The following is a 24,005-nucleotide window of genomic DNA, read 5'->3' on the forward strand; positions in this document are numbered from 1 at the left end:
CGGCTTCACTGCCGAGTAGGCAGCTCAGAAAAGCAGATCAGCGACGACCCCATGACGCAGGCGCTTCACTGCCGAGTAGGCAGCCCAACACTTGGCACCCACAGCCAAAAGGACTTAACTGCAGGCACTGCCTCAGGAGCCTTTCATGGACGACATCAGCCCCTCCGACCTCAAGACCATCCTTCACTCAAAGCGCGCCAATCTGTACTACCTGCAGCACTGCCGGGTGCTGGTCAACGGCGGGCGGGTGGAGTATGTGACCGATGCAGGCAAGCAGTCGCTGTACTGGAACATTCCCATCGCCAACACCACCACCATCCTGCTCGGCACCGGCACTTCGATCACCCAGGCGGCGATGCGCGAGCTGGCCAAGGCCGGTGTACTGGTGGGCTTCTGTGGCGGTGGCGGTACGCCGCTGTTTTCAGCCAACGAGATGGATGTGGAAGTGGCCTGGTTCTCGCCGCAGAGTGAATACCGCCCCACCGAGTACCTGCAGAAGTGGGTGAAGTTCTGGTTCGATGACGACAAACGCCTGGAAGCGGCCAAGGCCTTCCAACTGGCGCGTCTGCAACGCATTCGCCGGAGTTGGCTGCACAGCCGACCACTCAAGGACGCCGGTTTTCAGGTCGATACCGCAGCCCTGGAGCACGCCCTCGACGCTTCGCAGCACGCTATCGTGGCGGCACCGGACAACACCTTCCTGCTCACCGAAGAAGCCCGCCTGAGCAAGCAGTTGTTCGCCCTGGCCGCCCGAGCCGTGAGTTACGGCGACTTCACCCGTGCCAAGAACGGCTCCGGCGGCGACCCGGCCAACCGTTTTCTCGACCACGGTAACTACCTGGCCTACGGCCTGGCCGCCAGCGCCACCTGGGTGCTCGGCATCCCTCATGGCCTGGCCGTGCTGCACGGCAAGACGCGGCGTGGCGGCCTGGTGTTCGACGTGGCCGATCTGGTGAAAGACGCCACCATTCTGCCGCAGGCCTTCGTCAGCGCCGTGCGCGGCGACGAGGAGCAGGAGTTTCGCCAGGCCTGTATCGAGAACCTGACCCGCAGCGAGTCGCTGGACTTCATGATCGACACCCTCAAGGCCGTGGCCGAACAGGTCGGCGCATGAACGTGCTGCTGATCGCCCAATGCGACAAACGGGCACTGGTGGAGAGCCGGCGCATCCTCGACCAGTTCGCCGAGCGACGGGGCGAGCGCACCTGGCAGACACCGATCACCCAGGCCGGGCTGGATACGCTGCGCAAGCTGCTGAAAAAGACTGCCCGACGCAACACCGCCGTGGCCTGTCACTGGATTCGCGGCAAGGACCACAGCGAACTGCTGTGGATAGTCGGCGATGCCAGCCGCTTCAACGTACAGGGCGCGGTGCCCACCAATACCACCCGCCGCGACGTGCTGCGCAAAAGTGATGAGAACGACTGGCACAGCGCCGAGGATCTTCGTCTGCTCAGCACCCTGGCCGCGCTGCTGCATGACCTGGGCAAAGCCAGTCTGGCATTCCAGAACCGCCTCAAACCCGGCGCGCCCATGGAGCGCAACCTGTACCGTCACGAATGGACATCATTGCGTCTGTTCCAGGCCTTTGTCGGCAACGACGACGACTCGGCATGGCTCGCACGCCTGGCCAACCCCAGCCCGCAGGATGACGCCACCTGGCTGAGCCGCCTGCAACGCGACGGCCTCGACCCCGACTGCGACAAACCCTTTCGCCACCTACCGCCCTTGGCCGCCGCACTGGCCTGGCTGGTACTGACCCATCATCGCCTACCCCTGATGCCGAGCGAGGACACGCGCCTGGGCAGCAAGATTCGCCATTTCCAGCTCGGCATGCTGAAGAACCTGCCAGGAGATATCGATGCCAGTTGGAACGAGCATTGTGCCACCCAGGACAGGGCACAGATCGAACCTTACTGGCACTTCCCACATGGCCTGCCAGTGACCACCGAGCGCTGGCGCAAACGGGCCAGCAAGCAGGCCCAACGCCTGCTCGCCCTGCTACCACGCCGCCCGCAGCAAGACTGGCTTGGCAGCCCCTATCTGATGCACCTGGCACGCCTGAACCTGATGCTCGCCGATCATCACTACTCCAGCCTCACCGGCCCGGGCCGGGTGCAGGGCGAGGCGGGCTATCCACTGTGGGCCAATACCGAGCGCAAAAGCGGCAAGTTCAACCAGGGCCTCGACGAACACCTGCTTGGGGTCGAGGCCAATGCCGGGCTGATCGGCCACCGCCTGGCCGACTTCGAGCGCAGCCTGCCACGCCTGAGCCGGCACAAGGGCCTGAAGAAGCGCAGCGGCAACGAACGCTTTCGCTGGCAGGACAAGGCCTTCGATCTGGCCGCTGGCATGCGCGAACAGGCTGCCCGGCACGGCGCCTTCATCGTCAACATGGCCTCCACCGGTTGCGGCAAGACCCTGGGCAATGCACGCATCATGTATGCCCTGAGCGACCCCGAGCGCGGCATGCGCTGTGCTTTCGCACTTGGCCTGCGCAGCCTGACCCTGCAAACCGGGCGCGCCTTCCGCCAACGCCTGCGCCTGGACGAGGACGACCTGGCCATCCGCGTCGGTGGCACGGCCAACAGCACGCTGTTCGAGCACCAGCAAGCCCTCGCCGAACGCAGTGGCTCAGCCTCCAGCCAGGCACTGTTCGAGGACGATGGCCATGTGCGCTTCGACGGTAATGTGGACGCCCACCCCCTGCTCAACAAAGTGATCCATGAACCCCAGGTGCGCGCCCTGCTGGTCGCGCCGGTACTGGTCTGCACCATCGACCACCTGACCCCGGCCACCGAAAGCCAGCGCGGCGGCCGGCAGATCGCCCCCATGCTGCGCCTGATGAGCGGCGACCTGGTACTCGACGAACCGGACGATTTCGACATCGCGGACCTGCCTGCCCTGGCGCGCCTAGTGCACTGGGCCGGGCTGCTCGGCAGCCGTGTTCTGCTGTCCTCAGCCACCTTGCCGCCCGCGCTGATCCAGGGGCTGTTCGAGGCCTATAGCGCCGGGCGCAGTGAATACCAACGCCATCGTGGCGAACGTCCCGGCGAGCTGCCGGCCATCGCATGTGCCTGGGTCGATGAACAGCGGCAAAGCCGCCTGGACTGTAGCGACAGCGCCAGTTTCAGCGCCGCCCACCTGGACTTTGCCCAGCGCCGCCACACCTGGCTCGCTGCACAGCCAGCGCGCCGCCATGCGCAACTGCAGCCCCTGCGCTTTGCCAGCCAACGCCCGGAGGAGATTCGCCTGGCCTTCGCCGAACAGATACTGACCGCCGCCCAAAGCCTGCACAATGCCAACGCTACAACCGATCCGCACAGCGGCAAGCGCGTGAGTTTCGGTCTGGTACGCATGGCCAATATCGAGCCCCTGTTCGATGTGGCGCTGGCCCTGTTTCGCCAGGGTGCCGCCGAGGGCATGCGCATCCACCTGTGCGTCTATCACTCGCAATTCCCGCTGCTGCTGCGCTCGGCCATCGAAAACCGGCTGGATACCACCCTGCAACGTGAACAGCCGGAAGCTGTATTCGCCCTGCCGGAAATCCGCCAGCGCCTGCGGCATTACGCCGAGCCAGAGCAACTCTTCATCGTGCTGGGCTCACCCGTGACCGAAGTGGGCCGCGACCATGATTACGACTGGGCCCTGGTCGAGCCCTCGTCCATGCGCTCGCTGATTCAGTTGGCAGGTCGCGTGCGGCGCCATCGCCCCGAGCCCTGGAGCGCAACCAATGTGCAGATATTCGACAGCAACCTGCGCCATGCCGAACGGCGCGACCAACCAGCCTTCTGCAAACCCGGTTTCGAGACGGAACATTCCTGGCGGCTGAACGCCCATCGCCTGGACAAGCTGCTGGAGGCCGAGCAGTACCAACAGATCGACGCCCGCCCGCGCATTCTCGAGCGCCCCGCGCCACTCGACGCCACGGGTAATCTGGTCGACCTGGAACACGCGCGCCTGCAAGGCTGGATGCTGCAACCCACCGAACCCGACCCGACCACGCTGTCTGAGCGCCAGCGGCGGCGGCAAAGCAGCCAGCCGCGCGAAATGAACGCCCATGACGGCTGGAGCCAGCCGCTGCTGCACCTCACTGCCTTGGCCCAGCAGCAGCAACCCTTTCGCCTCGACACTCAGCCAAGGATCGAGCTGATCTTGCTGCCGGACGACGATGGCGAGGATTATCAGTTGCACCGCATCGACCCCGGCCAGCGCCGCTACGAACAGATCTACGTGCTGGTGGAAAACAGCCTGCACCAGCGCATCGCCGACAGCGAACTGGCCGGCCCGCGCATCAGCCCCTGGGGCACAACCGACTACCTCAGCGCGCTGGATGAACTGGCGCAGGAGCTGGACATGAGCCTGGAGGGGTGCGCCAAACGCTTCGGGACCGTCAACCTGCCCGAGAGCGAGCGAGGCTGGCGCTTTCACCCCGCGCTGGGGTTTGCCAAGCGTCGGTGAAGCATATGCAGGGGCGTAGCCGACGCTTTTTTCATCCACCATTGGAAGCTATCTGGCGAGTGGCAGAGCCATGGTGGGCAAGCTGCCCGTTGCCCACCCTACGGCCTGCCTCGTTCGCGCTTATCACAGCGGAACGCGATTGAATCCGCGCCTACATCCTGCGTGGCGAGTCTAACTCTCGATCCGAAAATCCCCATGCAACGCCCGCCAATGCTCACGCAGGGCGGCCTTGTGCACATCCTGCATCGGGCTGTCGCGCAACGCGGCCGGCCATAGCTCGCGGGCTTTGCCGATGGCAGCTTTAAGGTTGTAGAGAATCGGCGACTCCGGCAGGTCCGCGCGGTTGGCCCAGCGGCGGAAGTGTTCGAGCGATACCGCATACCACTGCTTGGTCTGCGCCATATTCAGCGCGTAGTGCTGCTCAGCGTGGATATAGGCCTTGGTGAAGAGGATGTCATAGGCCGGCGACAGCACGGGTTTTACGCCATCGGGGTAGAGAATGCTCCAGTTCTTCAAATGCGCATCGCCGTTGCCCAGCAGGATATTGACCAACAGGCGCACGGCCATCTGCACCGCATCGCGCTGGCCGTTGTAAGTGTTCTGGTAGACCAGCCGAGCGATCTGTTCGTAACTGGCCTTCTGGTATTTCTCGGCGGCATAGCTGAACAACACCTGAGCGAAGTCCTCGGCATGCACGCGCCGCCCCTCGGCCCGGTCGAAACGCCGGATGGCGTAGGCATAGCCTTCGTCGGGCAGCTTGATCTCCGGCAGGCGCTCGAGCTTGTCCAGCTCCACCAGGCGGATCTCCGGGATGTCCACGCCGGCCAGCTCCGCCAGGCGCATGCTGGTGTACTCGTTCAGCGGTACATGGGCATGCACTGTAGAAGGCGTCTTGATGATCCAGTCACCGGGCGCCGCCGCATCCCCCAATTGGTAACGGCCATCGCGCTGGTGCATGGAAAACTTCATCTGCACCCCGGCCAGGGAAAAATGCGCCACCCGGTCCACGGCATCCACTGCCACCCGGTCGAGCCGTCCGTGGTCACCAAAGGCCGCATCCGGGATGGCCTCGGCAGCAACCGGTTCGGCGATTAGGGCGCCGGGCAGGTCGCCGCCCAGGTGTACCAACAGCGGAAACTCGTTGTGCTCATGGACCTTCAAGCGCTGGGCCAGCAGTTGGCGCAGGGCGCCTTCGGGCAGCAGGTTGCTCAGCAGTGGGTGCAACTGCATGTTGGTCGCCACCGGGAAACTCTTGCCAGCACGGGCCGCGAAGGTGGCCGGGTTGGCCAGTGACAGGGTCAGCGCGGGGCGGTTGGCATCCTCAACAAACGACGGCGCCAGCGACAACACCGTGCGGTTATGCGCATAGCCGGCCACGTAACCCACCAACTGCCCATGCAGCGTCAGCCTGAGTGCCGAAACCTGCTCGCCGGCCATCAGTCGTCACCCAGGTCTTGCCAAGGGTCTTCGATGGTTTCCTTGACGCCCGCGCCAGGCGCAGACGATGGCGAGCGGTCCATGGCGTAGTTCTGTTGCGCCTTGGCGGGGCCAGCCTCCAGTAATTGCTCGACCTGACGCGCCAGCTCCTTGGGGATCAGCATGAGAGTGGCGTCGAGCCCCTCGGCGATCTTGTCCAGGGTGGCCAGGCTGGGGTTGCCGTCTTTTTCGATCTTGCCGTACTGCTGGCGATTGAGCCCCACACGCAACGGCATGTCCGTGCCTTTCAGGCCGAGTTGAAGGCGTCGGCGTTTGATCTGGGTCAGCACTGTGCTGCGCATGGGCTACCTCACTCGCTCTATTCAGAGTGCAGCATATAAGGCTCTATTGGATAAAAAGAGCCTTATATGATGCAAATAAACCAATCCGAAGCTTATGTGCTTCATTAGTAAGTGAAGTTTATAAGCTTCACAAGCATTTATTTGCAGTATAAATGCTTCTTTTAAGAGCCAATGCAGCATAAAGGGCTCAAGCGGTCTGAGTCAGGCGGGCAGCCAAAATTAGTGGCAAAACAATGCTACTTTTCGTGTTGCCTCCCAGCACAAGGACACGCTGCTATGCACGACCCGTCCACACACCGACAAAGCGAAATCCGCAGCCTTATCCAAGGTTTTATCGCCGAACGCTTAGCCACCAAGCTCGAAGGCTTGGCCGACGATGACCCCAGGCACACCACCCTGCTTGCCCAATACGCACCGGCCACCTGGCTGGAAGAGGCCGCCCGCCGTGCCGGACAGATCCAGGCGGTGACCCATACGCTCAAGGCGATTCACCCGGACGCCAAGGGCACCAACCTCTACTGTTTACCACGCGCGCTGCCCCAGCATCAGTTGGTCGGCAGCCATTGCCTGGGCGACGACTTTGCCGGCGATGTGGTGGGCAATGCCGCCGCGCTGGATGTCTACAAGCTGCTCAAGCTGGAACACGACGGCCAGGCACTGCTCGACCTGCTGCTGGCCGCAGATGCCGACGCTATCGCCGCGCTGCATGACGATGCCGAACAGGCCCGGAGCCTGGCCGCCGCCTTTACCAGCATCACCCGCGCCCGCGACGGCCTGGCCTCCCACACCCACGGCAAGCAGTTGTACTGGCTGGTGGGCGATGATCCACGCAACGATGCGCACTTCCATCTGCTCGCGCCGCTGTATGCCAGCTCGCTGGCACACCGGACTTACCAGGGCATCCAGGCGGATCGCTTCGGCGAGCCGGCCAAGGAAGCGCGCCAGGCACGCCGCGACAAGCAGTTTCATCCTGGCGTGATCCACGAGTACCCCGACCTGGCGGTGCAGAAACTCGGTGGCACCAAACCGCAGAACATCTCCCAGCTCAACAGCGAGCGGCGTGGCGACAACTACCTGCTCGCCTCCCTGCCGCCAAACTGGCAGCAGCGCGACGTACGCCTGCCGATCCGCACCCGTGATGGCTCGATCTTCCCGGCCTTTGGCCAGCGCCCGGCGGTGGCCGAACTGGTGCGCAACCTTCGCGACTTCCTGCTCAGCGGCCCGCCACCGAATGTGCATACCCGCAACAGCCGCGATGAACTGCTCACCGAGCTGATCGACGAGCTGCTGCTGTATGCCGCCGAGCTATGGGCCTTCGAGCCCGGCTGGTCGACCAGGCCCGAGTGCAACCTCAACCGTGCCGAGCAGCTGTGGCTGGATTTTCGCCGCGCCGAGCACGACGCCATCTTCGCCAGCGAATGGCGACGCATGGAGTGGCTCGCGGAAATTCGCCAGCGGTTCGCCAACTGGCTCAATGCGCGGCTGGTCAGCAAACTCTCGGTCGGCGATGTGGAGAACAGTTACTGGGCCAAAAAAGCTGGCAGCAATGCCCTGTGGCTCGACCTCGACTGGCTGAACCGGGCCTGGGTCGAACAATTCGAGCGCGAGCAACGCGACCTGGAGGCCGAACATGAGTGAACTGCCCGCCTCCAACGGCTTGTTGATCGTCCCCCACCTGCGGGTGCAAAACGCCAACGCCATCTCCAGCCCACTGACCTGGGGCTTCCCCGCCATCAGCGCTTTCATCGGCCTGATGCAGGCCGTCGAGCGCAAGTTCGAGGGTCGCTTCGCCCTGATGTTCGACAGCGTCGCGGTGGTCTGCCACAACCATGAGGCCCAGGTCACCGGGGGCTATCAACGCGCCTTCCGCCTGACCCGCAACCCGGTCAACGAGCGCGGTGAAACCGCCGCCATCGTCGAAGAGGGGCGTATCCACTTGGACATCACGCTGATCTTCGGCATCAGTGGCTATAGCGAAGACGGGCAGGACGACCCAGTGCAGGGCGATTGGCAACAGCGCCGGCAAATCGCCAGTGAGATCGCCGAACTGCTGGGCAGCATGCGTATCGCCGGCGGTAGCGTATTCCTCGATCCGCAGCACAAGCCGGTACTGGAGCCTTTGGCACAAGGCGAGGAGCGCAGCAAGCAGTTCCGCCGCCTGCGTCGCCGCTGGCTGCCGGGCTTCGCACTGGTCAGCCGCGACGACCTGCTACAGGCCCATCTGCAGCATCTGCGTGACGAAAATACTAACGCCAACCTGCTCGACGCCTGGCTTGATCTTTCACGCCTGAACCTCAGCGCCCAGGAAACCCGCCCGGCCAGCGAAACCCAGCCTGCCAAAGTGGAGTGGCGCGTCCAGCGTGTAATGCCTAACGGCTGGCTAGTACCGATCCCGGTCGGCTATGGCGCCCTCGGCCCGCTGCAAGCAGCCGGCAGCGTGGCCAACGCACGGGATGGGCAAACCCCGCTGCGTTTCGTCGAAAGCCTCTACTCCATCGGCCAATGGCTCAGCCCGCACCGACTGCGCGATGTCGATGACCTGCTCTGGTACGCCAGCGCCGATCCCGAGGCCGGCCTGTACCGCTGCCACAACCTCTACAGCCAAAACCTCTGCACTGATGACATGGAGTGACCATCATGACCACCGCCCCTCTGAAAACTGCTTCCGTCCTGGCCTTCGAGCGCAAGCTCGACCCTTCCGATGCGCTGTTTCATGCCGGTGACTGGCAGACGCGCGACAACTGGCAGCCGCTCGCCGTGCGGGAAAAATCCGTGCGCGGCACCATCTCCAACCGCCTCAAGGCCAAGGACCAGGACCCGGCCAAGCTCGATGCGAAAATAGAAGACCCCAACCTGCAGACCGTCGACGTCGCCGCCCTGCCGCATAACGCCGACACGCTACGCGTCAGCTTCACCCTGCGTGTACTCGGCGGCGCCGGCACCCCCTCGGCCTGCAACGATGCCAGCTACCGACAGAAGCTGCTGGACACCGTGCAGGGCTACGTCGCCAGCCACGGCTTCGCTGAACTGGCACGTCGCTACGCACACAACCTGGCCAATGGCCGCTTCCTCTGGCGCAACCGCATCGGCGCCGAACAGGTGGAGGTGCAGATCGCTCATCTGGTCGATGGCAAGGCCACCCAGCAGTGGAGCTTCGATGCCCTGGGCCTGTCCCTGCGCAACTTCGACGCCAACGGCCCGGTGGCCACGGCGCTGGACGAACTGGCCAGCCTGATCGCCGCAGGCCTGAGTGGCGAGCGTCACCTGCTGCTGGGCATCACCGCGTACGTGCGTATGGGCGCAGGCCAGGAGGTTTTCCCTTCCCAGGAGCTGATCCTCGACCGGGGCAAGGGCGACAAGAGCAAGACCCTGTACAACATCAACGGCGTCGCCGGCATGCATTCGCAAAAGCTCGGCAATGCCCTGCGCACCATCGACACCTGGTATCCGGACGCCGGCGAACTCGGCCCCATCGCCGTCGAACCCTACGGTTCGGTAACCACCGAAGGTCGTGCCTATCGCCAACCCAAGGCCAAGGCGGACTTCTACAACCTGCTGGACAACTGGCTGCTCAAGGACAAAGTGCCGAGCATCGGTGACCAGCACTTCGTCATGGCCACCCTGATTCGCGGTGGCGTCTTCGGTGAGGCGGGCTAGCCATGGACCACTACCTCGACCTGAAACTGCTTCCCGACCCGGAGTTTCCGGCCACGCAGTTGATGAGCGCACTGCTGGCCAAGCTGCACCGTGGCCTGCATGACCTGCGCCGTACCGATGTAGGCATCAGTTTCCCGGATGTGGAAAGCGCCAGCCACAGCCTCGGTGCCAGCCTGCGCCTGCATGGCAGTGCCGAGGCGCTGGATCGGCTGATGGCCCTGAACTGGCTCACTGGAATGCGCGACCACCTGACCCTGGGTGAACTGGCGCCGATCCCCGCGCAGGTGCGCTGGCGTTGTGTCAGCCGCGTGCAGGTGGACAGCAACCCGGAACGCGCCCGCCGCCGCCTGATCAAGCGTCACGGCATCAACGAGGCGGAGGCGCGCCAGCGCATCCCCGACAGCGCCGGCAAACGCTGCGACCTGCCCTACGTCACCTTGCGCAGTAAAGGCAGCGGCCACAGCTTCCGCCTGTTTATCCGCCACGGCCCGCTACTCGACGCCCCAACCCCCGGTACCTTCGGCGCCTACGGCCTCAGCGCCAAGGCCAGCGTCCCCTGGTTCTGACCCTTTTTTCGGGATAAAGAAAGACTCTTTAAAAATCAATAGCTTAAAAAATTGCTCAAAAAGAGGGTCAATCGCAGTAAAAAGCCAAACCCGCTTTGCCGAGCAAGGTGTTACGGCTTTATGGTTCTACTTCACTGCCGTATAGGCAGCTCAGAAAACTTGGAGAGCGCCGCGCCGCCGCTTGAGTTCCTTCACTGCCGTATAGGCAGCTCAGAAAATCCCGCGCGGGCACTCGCTTTTGATGTAGCTCTTCACTGCCGTATAGGCAGCTCAGAAAAACAAAAGCATTGATGTTAGCCGCGACCTCAACTTCACTGCCGTATAGGCAGCTCAGAAAACTGGAAAAGGTCTAGGGCTGCGCTCATGAGGCTTCACTGCCGTATAGGCAGCTCAGAAAGCCATCGCCGCCTGCCGAGCGCTGGGCATCGACTTCACTGCCGTATAGGCAGCTCAGAAATGATAGCTGACCCACCCACCGTCGCTGTTGCGCTTCACTGCCGTATAGGCAGCTCAGAAATCAACTGGAGAAAGACACCTGGCCGACGCAGGCTTCACTGCCGTATAGGCAGCTCAGAAAAGCGCCCTGGAGGGCGAAGCTATGTCCACGGACTTCACTGCCGTATAGGCAGCTCAGAAAGAACTGGACCGATGCGCCTATCGGCAACACCACTTCACTGCCGTATAGGCAGCTCAGAAAGGCACGGTTGCGCGCCTTCTGATGCTCGTTCCCTTCACTGCCGTATAGGCAGCTCAGAAATCGATCTCGGCCTGCTGCGCGCGGTCGAGCTGCTTCACTGCCGTATAGGCAGCTCAGAAATACCCATCGCCCATCAGACGACGCAGGCGCTCCTTCACTGCCGTATAGGCAGCTCAGAAATCGATATGCTCGCCTGGTCAGAGTTGGGCGAGCTTCACTGCCGTATAGGCAGCTCAGAAAACTCCCATCGCTCGACTGGCAGGCGCCGCCTGCTTCACTGCCGTATAGGCAGCTCAGAAAACGCACACATAGCGAGGATTGATCATGTCCGACTTCACTGCCGTATAGGCAGCTCAGAAATTCTCCAGTGGCGCCACGATATGGCCGAGCCGCTTCACTGCCGTATAGGCAGCTCAGAAATCGGTGCACATGGTCATGTGCTCTACGCGGTCCTTCACTGCCGTATAGGCAGCTCAGAAAGAACAGCTCGTCGAGAGAGATGCGCTGCTCGATCTTCACTGCCGTATAGGCAGCTCAGAAAACTCGAAGAAGGTGACGCCACCCTAATACGCCCTTCACTGCCGTATAGGCAGCTCAGAAACCTTTGCCGGCGTCAGCCAGCAGACGTGGCAGCTTCACTGCCGCATAGGCAGCCCATGGCCGCCCCAACCGTTCGTGAACGGGTCGTGAAACCACGAAGAAATTCGCTCCTACAGCAACCACAGGCTCAGGCCAGGCTACGAAACATCACATGGCAATCGACCAGCCCATGGCGGGCATGGCGGTAGGCCTTGGGAAGGGTACCGACGATGGCGAAGCCGTGCTTCTGCCACAGCGCCACGGCAATGCCGTTGGTGGCCACCACGCGGTTGAACTGCATGGCGCTGAAACCCATCTCGCGCGCTACCTCCAGCGAATGGAGGCAGAGCCGGCTGGCGATGCCACGCCCGCGTGCGGCCGGCGCGGTCATGTAGCCGCAGTTGCATACATGATCGCCCGGCCCGGCCGCATTGGCCTTGATGTAGTAGGTGCCGAGAATCTGCCCGCCCTGCTCGGCAACGAAGGTGGCGCGCGGCAGCTCCACCCAGGTTTTCCAGGCCGTTTCACGATCCATGTTTGGGTCGAAGGCGTAGGTTTCCTGCGCCTGCACCACGTCACGGATGATCGGCCAGACCTGGTCGAAATCGGCCGCCTCGATGGTGCGAATGATCAGCTCATCGCTCATTGGTCGTAGCCTTCGGCCAGGTGCAGATCCTTGAGTTTCACGTAGTTGCCCGCCGTGTAACTGAAGAAGTTGCGCTCCTTGTCGGTCAACGGGCGCGCCTGTTTCACCGGGCTGCCGACGTACAGGTAGCCGCTTTCCAGGCGCTTGCCCGGTGGCACCAGGGAGCCGGCACCGATGATCACCTCGTCCTCGACCACCGCATCGTCCATGACGATGCTGCCCATGCCGACCAGAATACGGCTGCCCAGGGTGCAGCCATGCAGGGTGACCTTGTGCCCGACGGTCACCTCATCGCCGATGATCAGCGGATAGCCGTCCGGGTTGAACGGCCCGGCGTGGGTGATGTGCAGCACACTGCCGTCCTGCACGCTGGTACGCGCGCCGATGCGGATGCGGTGCATGTCGCCACGGATCACGGTCATCGGCCAGACCGAGCTGTCCTCGCCCAGTTCGACATCGCCGATGACCACGGCAGAAGCGTCGATGAATACGCGCTCGCCCAGTTGTGGAACGTGCTGCTGGTATTTGCGAATCGCCACGATAGAAGCTCCTGAGCTGCGGGAAAGCTTGATTGTAATTAAGATGCCCCCCATATCGACTGCAATGGCCCCGGGATTTTCCCGGCTTTTGCCTTCCTTCATTTGCCACAGGTGCCTCGTCGTGACCGCAAACAATCCCCTGCTGCAAGACTTCGACCTGCCGCCCTATTCGCAGATCAAACCGGAACACGTCGAGCCCGCCGTCGACCAGATCCTCGCCGACAGCCGCGCCGCCATCGCCAGACTGCTCGAACAGCAGCAGGCCAATCCGAGCTGGGATGGCCTGGTGCTGGCCCTGGACGAACTGGGCGCGCGCCTGGGCCGCTCCTGGAGCCCGGTGAGCCACCTCAACGCCGTGTGCAACAGCGCCGAGCTGCGCGCGGCCTACGAGGCCTGCCTGCCCAAGCTGTCGGAATACTGGACCGAGATGGGCCAGAACAAGCCGCTGTTCGAGGCCTACGATGCGCTGGCCAAGAGCCCGGCAGCCGCCAATTTCGACGTAGCGCAGAAGACCATCCTCGAACACGCCCTGCGTGATTTCCGCCTGAGCGGTATCGACCTGCCTGCCGAGCAGCAGAAGCGCTACGGCGAGATCCAGATGCGCCTGTCCGAGCTGACCAGCAAGTTCTCCAACCAGCTGCTCGACGCCACCCAGGCCTGGACCAAGAACGTCACCGACGAAGCCGTGCTGAGCGGCCTGACCGACTCGGCCAAGGCGCAGATGCAGCAGGCCGCCGAGGCCAAGGGCCTGGACGGCTGGCTGATCACCCTGGAATTCCCCAGCTACTACGCGGTGATGACCTACGCCGACGACCGCGCTCTGCGCGAAGAGGTGTACACCGCCTACTGCACGCGCGCCTCCGACCAGGGGCCGAACGCCGGGCAGAACGACAACGGCCCGCTGATGGCCGAGATTCTCGACCTGCGCCAGGAGCTGGCGCGCCTGCTCGGTTTCGCCCATTACAGCGAGCTGAGCCTGGCCAGCAAGATGGCCGAGAACACCGACCAGGTGCTGAGTTTCCTGCGTGACCTGGCGGTGCGCAGCAAACCGTTCGCCGAGCAGGATCTGGCCGAACTCAAGGCCTTCGCCGCCGAGCAGGGGCTGGATGATCTGCAAAGCTGGGACGTCGGCTACTACAGCGAGCGCCTGCGTCAGCAGCGCTACAGCATCGCCCAGGAAGAAGTGCGCGCCTGGTTCCCGGTGGACAAGGTGCTGACCGGCCTGTTCGCCATCGTGCAGAAGCTCTACGGCATCGAGATCCGCGAGCTGCAAGACTTCGACACCTGGCACCCGGATGTGCGCCTGTTCGAGATTCAGGAGAACGGCCAGCACGTCGGCCGCTTCTTCTTCGACCTCTATGCCCGCGCCAACAAGCGCGGCGGCGCCTGGATGGACGGCGCCCGCGACAAGCGCCGCGACGCCCAGGGCAAGCTGATCCCCCCGGTGGCCAACCTGGTGTGCAACTTCACCCCGCCGGTCGGCGGCAAACCGGCGCTGCTGACCCACGACGAGGTCACCACGCTGTTCCACGAATTCGGCCACGGCCTGCACCACCTGCTGACCCGCGTCGAGCACGCCGGCGCCTCGGGCATCAACGGCGTGGCCTGGGATGCAGTCGAGCTGCCGAGCCAGTTCATGGAGAACTGGTGCTGGGAGCCGGAAGGCCTGGCGCTGATCTCCGGCCATTACCAGACCGGCGAGGCGCTGCCGCAGGCCATGCTGGACAAGATGCTGGCGGCGAAGAACTTCCAGTCCGGCCTGATGATGGTGCGCCAGCTGGAGTTCTCGCTGTTCGACTTCGAGTTGCACGCTACCCACGGTGACGGTCGCAGCGTGCTGGACGTGATCGAAGGCGTGCGTCGCGAAGTCTCGGTGCTGCGTCCGCCGGCCTACAACCGCTTCGCCAACGGCTTCGCGCACATCTTCGCGGGCGGCTATGCGGCCGGTTACTACAGCTACAAGTGGGCCGAGGTGCTCAGCGCCGACGCCTTCTCGAAGTTCGAGGAAGAAGGCGTGTTCAACGCCGAGACCGGCCGCGCCTTCCGCGAAGCGATCCTCGCCCGTGGCGGTTCGCAGGAGCCGATGGTGCTGTTCGTCGACTTCCGTGGCCGTGAGCCAAGCATCGATGCGCTGCTGCGCCACCTCGGCCTGAGCCAGGAGGCCGCATGAGCGATGCGCCTGTGAACAGCACCCCGAAACGCTTCATCGCCGGCGCCGTGTGCCCGGCGTGCAGCGAAACCGACAGCATCAAGATGTGGAACGTCGACGGCGTGCCGCATCGCGAATGCGTCCGTTGCGGCTATGCCGACACCCTCGACGCGCGCGGCAACTCGGTACCCAAGGAGATCCCCACACGGGTCAATGTCAGTGGTCTTAAACCCAAGGCGGCCGACCCCAATGTGCAGGCCGTGCAGTTCTTCCCCAACCCGAAGCTGAAAAAGCCGAAGGAATAACGTGTAGCCCGGATGCAATACGGGGAATGCCTGGCACACTGCCCCGGATTGCATCCGGGCTACGCAACGGCCGCACGATAGGCTACTCGCGAAAGAACTCACCCGGCGTCGCGCCGAACTGGCGGCGAAAAGCGGCGATAAAAGCCGATAGCGAGTCATAGCCGCAGGCCAGCGCCACGTCGGTGACGCGTTCGCCCTGCTCCAGTGGGGCCAGCGCATCGAGCAGGCGTTGTCGCTGGCGCCAGACGCGGAAACTCAGGCCCGTCTCACGCAGGAACAGCCGGCTCAGGGTCTTTTCCGAGACGCCCAGGCGCCCGCCCCATTCGCCCAGGCCAAGCTGGCGCAGCGTCGCATCCTCCAGCCCCTGGCACACCTCGCGCAGCCGCGCGTCCTGTGGCAGCGGCAGCATCAACTCGACGTCTGGTGCAGCCCGCAGTTCGTCCAGCAACACCGCCGCCAATCTCCCCGGCGCGCCCTGCTCGTCGTATTCGGCCGGCAGCGCGCTGAAACCACGAATCAGCTCGCGCAGCAACGGGCTGACCGCCAGCACCCGGCACTCGTCTGGCCCCCAGGGCACCGCACTGCCGTCGATGTACAAACTGCGCATCTCGGTGCGTGGCGAGCTGAATACCTGATGCTCGACACCCGCCGGCACCCACACCGCCCGCTGCGGCGGAGCGACGAAGCGGGCGCCAGCCGTCTGCACCTCGAGCACCCCGGCGATGGCGTACGACAGCTGCACCCAGGGGTGGGTATGGCGGAAGGTCAGGGCGCGGTTGGTCAGCGATTCGGTGCGGCCATAGAGCGGCCGGGGCAGGCGCGGCAACTCGGGCAGGCTGCGATGCAGGGTGGCAGGATGTCTGTTTGGCGACACTTGCTGGCTCTTTGGCGTTAGCCGGAAATTTTCGACGACGATAGTCTGGCGCCCTCCTGTATCGCAAGTCCGAGATTTGCCATGTTCCTGCGCCGCCTGCTGCCCGACAATTTCACCCTGACCCTGCTCGCCGTTGTGCTCGCGGCCACGCTGCTGCCCGCCAGCGGTCAGATCGCGACGGTCTTCGAGTGGATCACCAACCTGGCCATCGCCCTGCTGTTCTTCATGCACGGCGCCAAGTTGTCGCGCCAGGCGATACTCGCCGGCGCCGGGCACTGGCGTCTGCACCTGCTGGTGTTCGCCTGCACCTTCATTCTCTTCCCGCTGCTCGGCCTGGCGCTCAAGCCGGCGCTGCAGCCTTTGCTGGGCACGGAGCTGTATCTGGGCATGCTCTATCTCTGCGCCCTGCCGGCCACCGTGCAATCGGCCATCGCCTTCACCTCGCTGGCGCGCGGCAATATCCCGGCGGCTATCTGCAGCGCGGCGGCCTCCAGCCTGCTCGGTATCTTCGTCACCCCACTCCTGGTCGCCTTGCTGATGGGCGTGCAGGGCGACAACGGCTCGACCCTCGATGCTATCGGCAAGATCAGCCTGCAACTGCTGCTGCCGTTCGTGCTCGGCCAGATCGCCCAGCGCTGGATCGGCGGCTGGGTCAACCAGAACAAGAGCTGGCTGAAATACGTCGACCAGAGTTCGATCCTGCTGGTGGTCTACACCGCCTTCAGCGCCGCGGTGATTGGCGGCCTGTGGCAGCAGGTGCCGCTGACCACCCTACTGGCAGTGACCTTTGCCTGCTGCGTACTGCTGGCCCTGGCTCTGGTGCTGACCCACCTGCTGGGCAAATGGCTGGGTTTCAGCCTGGAAGACCGCATCACCATCCTCTTCTGCGGCTCGAAGAAGAGCCTGGCCACCGGCGTGCCCATGGCCCAGGTGCTGTTCGCCGGCAGCGCCATCGGCGTGCTGATCCTGCCGCTGATGCTGTTCCACCAGATCCAGCTGATGGTCTGCGCGGTGCTGGCGCAGCGTTACGCCAAGCGCGAGGAAACACCGCAGATCGCGGCCGTTTGATCGGCGCCGCGACAGAAGGGACTTGCTCAGGCCCCAGATAACTGTATTTTTATACAGTATATTTGGAGTCCGAGCATGTCCTTCAGCCTGCCGCCACGTGGCCGTGGCACCGCCAGCAACCCGCACAACCGCTATGCGCCGACCCGTTCGGAGCAGGAAGACGACGGCTGGTATCAGGACGAGACCCCACTGAGCCGCGCCACCGAAGTGCGCAAGGAGCAGGCGAAGACGGCGATCACCCGCAACAACTCACCGGATGTCGGCTTCGACCGTTCGGTGAACCCCTACCGTGGCTGTGAGCACGGCTGCATTTATTGTTTCGCCAGGCCAACTCACGCTTACTGGGACATGTCGCCGGGCATCGACTTCGAAACCCGCCTGATCGCCAAGACCAACCTGGCCGAGCGCCTCGAAGAGCAGCTGCAGAAGCCCGGCTACATGCCGCAGCCCATCGCCCTTGGCATCAACACCGACGCCTACCAGCCCATCGAACGCGAACAGCGCCTGACCCGCCAGGCCCTGGAAATCCTGCTGCGCTACAAGCACCCGCTGCACATCATCACCAAGGGCTCGCTGATCCTGCGTGACCTCGACCTGCTCAGCGAGCTGGCCAGGCACAACCTGGTCAGCGTGGCCTTCAGCCTGACCACCCTGGATGACGAACTGAAACGCATCATGGAGCCGCGCACTGCCGCCCCAGCGGCGCGCCTGCGTGCCATGCGCACCCTGCACGAAGCGGGTGTACCGGTCAGCGCCATCTGCGCGCCGATGATTCCGCAGATCAACGACATGGAGCTGGAAGCGCTACTGGAAGCTGCCCGTGACGCCGGCGCCCGTTCGGCCGGCTACGTGCTGCTGCGCCTGCCACTGGAGATCGCCGGATTGTTCGAGGAATGGCTGCAGGTGCACTTTCCGGATCGCGCCGCCCATGTGATGAGCCTGATTCGCCAGAGTCGTGGCGGCAAGAACTACGACAGCCGCTTCGGCAGCCGCATGCGTGGCGAGGGCCAGTTCGCCGATCTGCTGGAGCAGCGCTTTCGCCTGGCGCGGCGCAAGCTCGGCCTGGATCAGCGCGGTAGCGTGGTGCTGGACTGTTCGCAGTTCTGCCCGCCGGGTGCGCAATTGAGCCTGCTCTGACTTGGCAGCACGTCTCGATATGTTAAAACGGGGGCGACCCGAGGCATTGACCGACGACGACCATGACCCGCACATCCCGCGTAGCCGACCCGTCCTACGAACTGATGGACGACCATGAAGGCCATTCGCTGATCTACCGCCAGCACGGCTTTCCCTCGCCGCTGGTGCGCTGGCACTTCCACAAGGAATACGAGCTGCACCTGATCGTCGCCAGCTCCGGCAAGGTATTCATCGGCGACTACATCGGCAATTTCTCCCCCTATACCCTGTTCCTCACCGGCCCCGGCCTGCCGCACAACTGGATCAGCCAGGTCGAGGACGGCGAGGTGGTGGAAACCCGCGACATGCTGGTCAACTTCACCGATGAAGTACTGGAGAGCGGCACCGCGGTGTTCGCAGAGCTGAAGAGCCTGCAGCCGTTGCTGGCCCGCGCGCAGTTCGGCATCGAGTTCCGCGACCCGCAACTGATTCGCGAAGCCGGCGTACTGATGGGCAAGATCGCCAGTAGCCGCGGCATCACCCGCCTGGGCCATTTCTTCATCCTCATGGAGCTGCTCGCTGGCAGCGAGGATTACCAGTTGCTCTCGGCCGTGACCTCTTCGGAGCTGGGCGACGAGCAACATGTCGAGCGCATCAACCGGGCGGTGGACTACATCTTCCAGCACTACGCGCAGGGCATCAGCCAGGAGGAAGTCGCCGAGCACCTGGGCATGACCACCACCTACTTTTCGCGCTTCTTCAAGCAGGCCACCGGACGTGGTTTCGTCGAGTTCGTCAATCGCCTGCGGGTGAGCAAATCCTGCGAGCTGCTGAGCAAGAGCGACAAGCCGGTGACCGACGTGTGCTTCGAGTCCGGCTTCAGCAACATTTCCAACTTCAACCGCCGTTTCCAGCAGCTCAAGGGCATGACCCCCTCGGGTTATCGCAAGCTGGCGGTGCAGCGCCTGACCGAGCAAAACCTGTACTGAATCAGCAGCCACCCTCTACCCCGACCTCCTCTACACCCCTGATGCCAGAGAGCTACACCCCTTGCCGCGCCGGTTTCTCGCTGCACAGGCAGTGCAAAAAAGTATCGATCACTGTGCGCTCAAGGATTTGTTCGTGCAGGCCTGCGGGGGTGTAATCCGGCCCGAGCTAAACAAAAACAATAACGTTCTTCCGCAGCCGTACAGGCGCGGGAGAGGAGTTCACAACCATGAACAACTCGATCAAAGCCCTCGTTGCAGCCTCTTGCCTGTCTCTCACCGTGGTCGCCCAGGGCGCCGAAACCCTGACCATCGCCACGGTCAACAACAGCGACATGATCCGCATGCAGCGGCTCGCCAAGACTTTCGAAGAACAGAACCCCGACATCCGCCTGAAGTGGGTGGTGCTCGAGGAGAACGTGCTGCGCCAGCGCCTGACCACCGATATCGCCACCCAGGGCGGCCAGTTCGACGTGCTCACCATCGGCATGTACGAAGCGGCGCTGTGGGGCGAGAAGGGCTGGCTGGAGCCGATGACCGAACTGCCGGCCGACTATGACCTCGACGACGTCTTCCCTTCGGTACGCGAAGGCCTGTCCGTCAAGGGCACGCTGTACGCCCTGCCGTTCTATGCCGAAGCCTCGATCACCTATTACCGCAAGGATCTGTTCGAGCAGGCCGGTCTGGAAATGCCCGAGCAACCGACCTGGGAGCAGATGGCCGAATTCGCCGGCAAGCTGCACCAGCCGGACAAGGGCCAGTACGGCCTGTGCCTGCGCGGCAAGGCCGGCTGGGGCGAGAACATGGCGCTGATCACCACCCTGGCCAACGCCCATGGCGCGCGCTGGTTCGATGAGCAGTGGCAGCCGGAATTCACCGGCAGCGAGTGGCAGAACGCGCTGAACTTCTACGTCGACAACATGAAGAAATACGGCCCGCCCGGCGCCTCCAGCAACGGTTTCAATGAGAACCTGGCGCTGTTCAACAGCGGCAAGTGCGCGCTGTGGGTCGATGCCAGCGTCGCCGGCTCCTTCGTCACCGATACCTCGCAAAGCAAGGTCGCCGATGCCGTCGGCTTCACCTTCGCGCCGACCCAGGTCACCGACAAGGGCGCCTCCTGGCTGTACTCCTGGGCCCTGGCGATTCCCACCAGCTCCAAGGCCAAGGACGCCGCCAAGACTTTCAGCGCCTGGGCCACCTCCAAGGCCTATGCCGAACTGGTCGCCGAGAAGGATGGCGTGGCCAACGTGCCGCCGGGCACCCGCGCCTCGACCTACAGCGAGGCCTACATGCAGGCCGCGCCGTTCGCCAAGGTCACCCTGGATTCGCTGAAGAAGGCCGACCCGACCGACCCCAGCGCCAAGCCGGTGCCTTACGTGGGCATCCAGCTGGTGACCATCCCCGAGTTCCAGGCCATCGGCACCAGCGTCGGCAAGCTGTTCACCGCTGCCCTGACCGGGCAGATGCAACCGCAGCAGGCCCTGCAGGCCGCACAGCAGAGCACCGAGCGGGAAATGAAGCGCGCCGGGTATCCGAAGTAGCCATTTTGTAGGGTGGGCCGGGCGGCGTTCCGCTTCAGCCCACCAGGGTTTTCACCGTGAGTTCGTGGTGGGCTGAAGCCCACCCTACGGGCTAAAGCGGAACGCCACCCCCCATTCGCCCTCGGAGGCATGATGAATTCTCCGGCCATCGATACCCCCGCCGCACAGGCCAGCACACCGGCACCGCGTAAATCGCGGCGCCTGGCACCCGGCTGGTTTCTGGTCAGCCCTTCGGTGGCCCTGCTGCTGATCTGGATGATCGTGCCGCTGGGCATGACCGTCTATTTCTCGCTGATCCGTTACAACCTGCTGTACCCCGGCGAAAACGATTTCGTCGGCCTGGAGAACTTCGAATACTTCGTCACCGACGCTGCTTTCCTCTCCGGCGCCGGCAATACCGTATTGCTGGTGGGCAGCGTGCTGCTGATCAGCGTGGTGTTCGGCGTGCTGATCTCCGCGTTGCTGGAGGCCAACGAGTTCTTCGGCCGTGGCATCGTGCGGGTGCTGCTGATCTCGCCGTTCTTCATCATGCCCACGGTCAGCGCGCTGCTGTGGAAGAACCTGATCTTCCATCCGGTATCGGGGATTCTCGCCGCCATCTGGCAGTTCTTCGGCGCGCAGCCGGTGGACTGGCTGGCGCACCACCCGCTGTTCTCGATCATCATGATCGTGTCCTGGCAGTGGCTGCCGTTCGCCATCCTGATCCTGATGACCGCCATGCAGTCGCTGGATCAGGAGCAGAAGGAAGCCGCACGCCTGGACGGCGCCGGCCCCATCGCCATCTTCTGGCACCTCACTCTGCCGCACCTGGCCCGGCCGATCGCCGTGGTGGTGATGATCGAGACCATCTTCCTGCTCTCGGTATTCGCCGAGATCTACACCACCACCAGCGGCGGTCCCGGCTACGAGTCGACCAACCTCGCCTACCTGATCTACACCCAGGCGCTGCTGCAGTTCGACGTCGGCATGGCCTCGGCCGGCGGGCTGATCGCGGTGGTGATCGCCAACATCGCCGCCATCGTGCTGATCCGCATGATCGGCAAGAACCTGACCGATAAACAGTGAGGGCGCCGACATGCTGACACTCAAACAGTCCCGTCGCCTGCAAAGCCTGTTCATCGGCACGCTGGCCTGGGCGATTGCCGCGGTGATCTTCTTCCCGATCTTCTGGATGGTGCTGACCAGCCTGAAGACCGAGATCGACGCCTTCGCCACGCCGCCGCAGTTCATCTTCACCCCGACGCTGGAGAACTACCTGCACATCAACGAGCGCAGCGACTACTTCGCCTTCGCCTGGAACTCGGTGCTGATCTCCCTCTCGGCGACGCTGCTGTGCATGCTTCTGGCGGTGCCGGCCGCCTACTCCATGGCCTTCTTCGAAACGCGCCACACCAAGCGCACGCTGCTGTGGATGCTATCGACCAAGATGCTGCCGCCGGTTGGCGTGCTGGTGCCGATCTACCTGCTGGCCAAGCAGTTCGGCCTGCTCGACTCGCGCGTGGCGCTGATCATCATCTACACCCTGATCAACCTGCCGATCATCGTGTGGATGGTGTACACCTACTTCAAGGACATCCCCGTGGACATCCTCGAAGCGGCGCGCCTGGATGGCGCCACCACCTGGCAGGAGATCGTCCGCGTGCTGCTGCCGATCGCTCGCGGCGGCCTGGCCTCGACCATGTTGCTGTCGCTGATCCTGTGCTGGAACGAAGCGTTCTGGTCGCTCAACCTGACCAGCTCCGCCGCCGCCCCGCTGACCGCCCTGGTCGCCTCCTACTCCAGCCCCGAGGGCCTGTTCTGGGCCAAGCTCTCCGCCGTTTCGACCCTGGCCTGCGCGCCCATCCTGATCGTCGGCTGGATCAGCCAAAAACAACTTGTACGCGGCCTGTCCTTCGGCGCGGTGAAATAACGGGAGACCTTCCATATGGCTGATCTGAAGATCCGCAATCTGCAAAAAGGCTTCGACGGCACGGCAATCATCCAGGGCGTCGACCTGGACATCCACGACCGCGAGTTCGTGGTCTTCGTTGGCCCCTCGGGCTGCGGCAAGTCCACCCTGCTGCGCCTGATCGCCGGGCTCGAGGAAGTCAGCAGCGGCCATATCGAACTCGATGGCCAGGACATCACCGACATGGCTCCGGCGCGCCGCGACCTGGCCATGGTGTTCCAGACCTATGCGTTGTACCCACACATGACCGTGCGCAAGAACCTGTCCTTCGCCCTCGACCTGGCCCGGGTGGGCAAGCAGGAGATCGAAGCCAAGGTCGCCAACGCCGCGCGCATCCTGCAGCTGGAGGCGCTGCTCGAACGCAAACCCAAGCAGCTATCCGGCGGCCAGCGCCAGCGCGTGGCCATCGGCCGCGCCATCGTGCGCAACCCGAAGATCTTTCTGTTCGACGAGCCATTGTCCAACCTCGACGCCGCCCTGCGCGTGCAGACCCGCCTGGAGCTGGCGCGGCTGCACAAGGACCTGCAGGCGACCATGATCTACGTGACCCACGACCAGGTCGAAGCCATGACCCTGGCCGACAAGGTGGTGGTGCTCAATGGCGGTCGCGTCGAGCAGGTCGGTTCGCCGCTGGAGCTGTACCACCACCCGGCCAACCTGTTCGTCGCCGGCTTTCTTGGCACGCCGAAGATGGGCTTTCTGCGCGGCACCCTGAACAGCGTCGGGGCCGACAGCTGCGACGTGCAGTTGGAGTGCGGCACGCACCTGACGCTGCCGCTGTCCGCCGCCGGCCTCAGTGTCGGCAGCAGCGTGACCCTGGGCGTGCGCCCGGAACACCTCAACGTGGTCAGCACCGGCGCGGGCCGCATGCAGGTGACCGCCGACGTCAGCGAGCGCCTGGGCAGCGACACCTTCTGCCACGTGCGCTGCACCTCGGGCGAGATGCTCACGGTGCGCGTACGCGGCGACTTCGCGCCGCGTTATGGCGATGCCCTGACGCTGGATTTCGACACGGCGCACTGCCACCTCTTCGACGCCGATGGCCAGGCCGTCGCCAAACCACTGCAGCAGGCTGCCTGACGCCGCTCCATACGG

Annotated in this window: 20 protein-coding genes and 1 CRISPR repeat array; of the genes, 15 read left to right on the forward strand and 5 right to left on the reverse strand. The window is 63.8% G+C overall.

The features are described 5' to 3' along the window. Positions 1-145: 145 nt before the first annotated feature. On the forward strand, positions 146-1,114 hold the full coding sequence (cas1f, locus tag BLR77_RS08915) for a type I-F CRISPR-associated endonuclease Cas1f (protein WP_074676873.1): 969 nt from the start codon (positions 146-148) through the stop codon (positions 1,112-1,114). Beyond that, on the forward strand, positions 1,111-4,461 hold the full coding sequence (gene cas3f / locus BLR77_RS08920) for a type I-F CRISPR-associated helicase Cas3f (RefSeq protein WP_074676875.1): 3,351 nt from the start codon (positions 1,111-1,113) through the stop codon (positions 4,459-4,461). Before cas1f ends, cas3f begins: the two co-directional genes overlap by 4 nt. A 171-nt stretch (positions 4,462-4,632) precedes the next feature. Here the strand turns inward: cas3f and BLR77_RS08925 are convergent, their stop codons facing one another. Further along, on the reverse strand, positions 4,633-5,898 hold the full coding sequence (locus BLR77_RS08925) for a type II toxin-antitoxin system HipA family toxin (protein WP_074676877.1): 1,266 nt from the start codon (positions 5,896-5,898) through the stop codon (positions 4,633-4,635). After that, positions 5,898-6,239, reverse strand: a complete 342-nt coding sequence (locus BLR77_RS08930; RefSeq protein WP_074676879.1) for a helix-turn-helix transcriptional regulator — start codon at positions 6,237-6,239, stop codon at positions 5,898-5,900. Before BLR77_RS08930 ends, BLR77_RS08925 begins: the two co-directional genes overlap by 1 nt. Before the next feature lie 276 nt (positions 6,240-6,515). Between BLR77_RS08930 and csy1 the strand changes: the two genes are divergently transcribed. From csy1 to cas6f, 4 genes are read left to right on the forward strand one after another with little or no spacing between them, the layout of a single operon-like run. After that, positions 6,516-7,877 (forward strand): type I-F CRISPR-associated protein Csy1, encoded by a 1,362-nt coding sequence (csy1, locus tag BLR77_RS08935; RefSeq protein WP_074676881.1) that lies wholly within the window; start codon positions 6,516-6,518, stop codon positions 7,875-7,877. Continuing rightward, positions 7,870-8,871 carry a type I-F CRISPR-associated protein Csy2 gene (gene csy2, locus BLR77_RS08940; RefSeq protein WP_074676883.1) on the forward strand — a complete coding sequence of 334 codons (1,002 nt, stop codon included), beginning with the start codon at positions 7,870-7,872 and terminating at the stop codon, positions 8,869-8,871. Before csy1 ends, csy2 begins: the two co-directional genes overlap by 8 nt. Before the next feature lie 5 nt (positions 8,872-8,876). Beyond that, a complete protein-coding gene (gene csy3, locus BLR77_RS08945) occupies positions 8,877-9,896 on the forward strand; it encodes a type I-F CRISPR-associated protein Csy3 (protein ID WP_074676885.1) in 1,020 nt (339 codons plus the stop codon). 2 nt (positions 9,897-9,898) lie between these two features. After that, positions 9,899-10,462 (forward strand): type I-F CRISPR-associated endoribonuclease Cas6/Csy4, encoded by a 564-nt coding sequence (gene cas6f / locus BLR77_RS08950; RefSeq protein WP_074676886.1) that lies wholly within the window; start codon positions 9,899-9,901, stop codon positions 10,460-10,462. 129 nt (positions 10,463-10,591) lie between these two features. Then, positions 10,592-11,760: direct repeats of the CRISPR family, unit length 28 nt; unit sequence CTTCACTGCCGTATAGGCAGCTCAGAAA. A 126-nt stretch (positions 11,761-11,886) separates the two neighbouring features. On the opposite strand, the gene BLR77_RS08955 is transcribed toward cas6f, so the two are convergent. Both BLR77_RS08955 and BLR77_RS08960 read right to left on the reverse strand, forming a co-directional pair. Next, complete coding sequence (locus BLR77_RS08955) at positions 11,887-12,384, reverse strand: GNAT family N-acetyltransferase (RefSeq protein WP_074676888.1); 498 nt, start codon at positions 12,382-12,384, stop codon at positions 11,887-11,889. After that, on the reverse strand, positions 12,381-12,923 hold the full coding sequence (locus tag BLR77_RS08960; RefSeq protein ID WP_074676889.1) for a gamma carbonic anhydrase family protein: 543 nt from the start codon (positions 12,921-12,923) through the stop codon (positions 12,381-12,383). Before BLR77_RS08960 ends, BLR77_RS08955 begins: the two co-directional genes overlap by 4 nt. Before the next feature lie 121 nt (positions 12,924-13,044). Between BLR77_RS08960 and prlC the strand changes: the two genes are divergently transcribed. Then, the gene (gene prlC, locus BLR77_RS08965; protein ID WP_074676890.1) at positions 13,045-15,093 is read left to right on the forward strand and encodes an oligopeptidase A; all 2,049 of its coding nucleotides are present in this window, start codon (positions 13,045-13,047) and stop codon (positions 15,091-15,093) included. Continuing rightward, positions 15,090-15,377 carry a YheV family putative zinc ribbon protein gene (locus BLR77_RS08970; RefSeq protein WP_074676892.1) on the forward strand — a complete coding sequence of 96 codons (288 nt, stop codon included), beginning with the start codon at positions 15,090-15,092 and terminating at the stop codon, positions 15,375-15,377. The genes prlC and BLR77_RS08970 overlap by 4 nt, the downstream gene beginning before the upstream one ends. Before the next feature lie 82 nt (positions 15,378-15,459). Here BLR77_RS08970 and BLR77_RS08975 read toward each other — a convergent pair whose 3' ends face one another. Further along, positions 15,460-16,251 (reverse strand): AraC family transcriptional regulator, encoded by a 792-nt coding sequence (locus BLR77_RS08975; RefSeq protein ID WP_074676894.1) that lies wholly within the window; start codon positions 16,249-16,251, stop codon positions 15,460-15,462. Positions 16,252-16,332: 81 nt separating this feature from the next. Between BLR77_RS08975 and BLR77_RS08980 the strand changes: the two genes are divergently transcribed. The 7 genes from BLR77_RS08980 (at position 16,333) to BLR77_RS09010 (ending at position 23,990) form a co-directional block, all read left to right on the forward strand. Further along, on the forward strand, positions 16,333-17,319 hold the full coding sequence (locus BLR77_RS08980; RefSeq protein ID WP_074676896.1) for a bile acid:sodium symporter family protein: 987 nt from the start codon (positions 16,333-16,335) through the stop codon (positions 17,317-17,319). 75 nt (positions 17,320-17,394) lie between these two features. Next, positions 17,395-18,456, forward strand: coding sequence for a PA0069 family radical SAM protein (locus tag BLR77_RS08985; RefSeq protein WP_074676898.1), 1,062 nt, complete (start codon positions 17,395-17,397; stop codon positions 18,454-18,456). A gap of 62 nt (positions 18,457-18,518) precedes the next feature. Beyond that, the gene (locus tag BLR77_RS08990; RefSeq protein ID WP_074676900.1) at positions 18,519-19,424 is read left to right on the forward strand and encodes an AraC family transcriptional regulator; all 906 of its coding nucleotides are present in this window, start codon (positions 18,519-18,521) and stop codon (positions 19,422-19,424) included. Between the two features lie 227 nt (positions 19,425-19,651). Beyond that, on the forward strand, positions 19,652-20,962 hold the full coding sequence (locus BLR77_RS08995; protein ID WP_074676902.1) for an ABC transporter substrate-binding protein: 1,311 nt from the start codon (positions 19,652-19,654) through the stop codon (positions 20,960-20,962). A 132-nt stretch (positions 20,963-21,094) separates the two neighbouring features. Further along, on the forward strand, positions 21,095-22,027 hold the full coding sequence (locus BLR77_RS09000) for a carbohydrate ABC transporter permease (RefSeq protein WP_074676904.1): 933 nt from the start codon (positions 21,095-21,097) through the stop codon (positions 22,025-22,027). Between the two features lie 10 nt (positions 22,028-22,037). Next, positions 22,038-22,871 carry a carbohydrate ABC transporter permease gene (locus BLR77_RS09005; protein WP_074676906.1) on the forward strand — a complete coding sequence of 278 codons (834 nt, stop codon included), beginning with the start codon at positions 22,038-22,040 and terminating at the stop codon, positions 22,869-22,871. 15 nt (positions 22,872-22,886) lie between these two features. Then, a complete protein-coding gene (locus BLR77_RS09010) occupies positions 22,887-23,990 on the forward strand; it encodes an ABC transporter ATP-binding protein (protein WP_074676908.1) in 1,104 nt (367 codons plus the stop codon). The last annotated feature ends 15 nt before the right edge of the window (positions 23,991-24,005 follow it).

Origin of the sequence: Ectopseudomonas alcaliphila (assembly GCF_900101755.1) — a bacterium.
Taxonomy (GTDB): Bacteria; Pseudomonadota; Gammaproteobacteria; order Pseudomonadales; family Pseudomonadaceae; genus Aquipseudomonas; species Aquipseudomonas alcaliphila.

Coding starts and splice junctions, on each gene's coding strand:
- cas6f (WP_074676886.1), top strand. CDS start 9,899: ATGGACCACTACCTCGACCTGAAACTGCTTCCCGACCCGGAGTTTCCG.
- cas3f (WP_074676875.1), top strand. CDS start 1,111: ATGAACGTGCTGCTGATCGCCCAATGCGACAAACGGGCACTGGTGGAG.
- BLR77_RS08980 (WP_074676896.1), top strand. CDS start 16,333: ATGTTCCTGCGCCGCCTGCTGCCCGACAATTTCACCCTGACCCTGCTC.
- csy1 (WP_074676881.1), top strand. CDS start 6,516: ATGCACGACCCGTCCACACACCGACAAAGCGAAATCCGCAGCCTTATC.
- BLR77_RS08970 (WP_074676892.1), top strand. CDS start 15,090: ATGAGCGATGCGCCTGTGAACAGCACCCCGAAACGCTTCATCGCCGGC.
- csy3 (WP_074676885.1), top strand. CDS start 8,877: ATGACCACCGCCCCTCTGAAAACTGCTTCCGTCCTGGCCTTCGAGCGC.
- BLR77_RS08985 (WP_074676898.1), top strand. CDS start 17,395: ATGTCCTTCAGCCTGCCGCCACGTGGCCGTGGCACCGCCAGCAACCCG.
- BLR77_RS09010 (WP_074676908.1), top strand. CDS start 22,887: ATGGCTGATCTGAAGATCCGCAATCTGCAAAAAGGCTTCGACGGCACG.
- BLR77_RS09005 (WP_074676906.1), top strand. CDS start 22,038: ATGCTGACACTCAAACAGTCCCGTCGCCTGCAAAGCCTGTTCATCGGC.
- BLR77_RS08995 (WP_074676902.1), top strand. CDS start 19,652: ATGAACAACTCGATCAAAGCCCTCGTTGCAGCCTCTTGCCTGTCTCTC.
- BLR77_RS08925 (WP_074676877.1), bottom strand. CDS start 5,898: ATGGCCGGCGAGCAGGTTTCGGCACTCAGGCTGACGCTGCATGGGCAG.
- cas1f (WP_074676873.1), top strand. CDS start 146: ATGGACGACATCAGCCCCTCCGACCTCAAGACCATCCTTCACTCAAAG.
- csy2 (WP_074676883.1), top strand. CDS start 7,870: ATGAGTGAACTGCCCGCCTCCAACGGCTTGTTGATCGTCCCCCACCTG.
- BLR77_RS08955 (WP_074676888.1), bottom strand. CDS start 12,384: ATGAGCGATGAGCTGATCATTCGCACCATCGAGGCGGCCGATTTCGAC.
- BLR77_RS08990 (WP_074676900.1), top strand. CDS start 18,519: ATGACCCGCACATCCCGCGTAGCCGACCCGTCCTACGAACTGATGGAC.
- BLR77_RS08930 (WP_074676879.1), bottom strand. CDS start 6,239: ATGCGCAGCACAGTGCTGACCCAGATCAAACGCCGACGCCTTCAACTC.
- BLR77_RS09000 (WP_074676904.1), top strand. CDS start 21,095: ATGAATTCTCCGGCCATCGATACCCCCGCCGCACAGGCCAGCACACCG.